Genomic DNA, 599 nt, shown 5'->3' on the forward strand with positions numbered 1-599 from the left:
GAGGGAGAAAAAAGAAGAGAAGGGGGGGGGGGGGAAAGAAGAAGAAGGAAGAAGAGAGAGGAGGAAGGAGAGGGGGAGAGGAGAGGGGGAGAAGAGAAAGGAAAAGAAGGGGAAGGGAAAGAGAAAGAGGAGGGAAAAAAGGAGGGGGAGGGGGAAGGGAGGGGGAAGGGAAGGGGAGGAGAAAAGGGGGAGGGAGGAAGGGGAGAAGAAAGGAGAGATAAAGAGGAAGGGGAGAAGAGAAAAAGGAAAGGAGAAGGGGAAAGGAAAGAGGAGGAGGAGGAGGGGGAAAAGAAGAGAGAGGAAGAGGGGGAAGGGGGGGAAGGAAGGGAGGGGGGAGAAAGAAGGGAGGGTAAAAGGAGGGAAAGAAAAGGAAAGGGGGAAGAGGGGGAGGAGGAAAAAGGGAAAAGAAAGAAAAGAAGAGAGAGGAGAGGAGAGGGAAGAAAAGGAGAGGAGGAGAAAGAGGAAAGAGGAGAGAAAGGAGGAGAAGAAGGGGGAGAAAAAGAAAAAAGAAAGAGGACAAGGAAGAAAAGAGGAGGAAGGGGGGAGAAAGGAGGGGAGGAGAAGGAAGAGAAAAAAAAAGGGGGAAAAGGGGGAAGGGG

At 52.3% G+C, this 599-nt stretch carries 1 protein-coding gene; it reads left to right on the top strand.

Annotation, left to right across the window (positions count from 1 at the left end; all coding sequences use genetic code 11):
* On the top strand, nt 1–599 hold a 599-nt coding region (locus P3R27_RS15565; RefSeq protein WP_301399155.1), incomplete at both ends, for a hypothetical protein.

The sequence above is a fragment of the Enterococcus spodopteracolus genome, from assembly GCF_030441955.1.
GTDB lineage: Bacteria > Bacillota > Bacilli > Lactobacillales > Enterococcaceae > Enterococcus_B > Enterococcus_B spodopteracolus.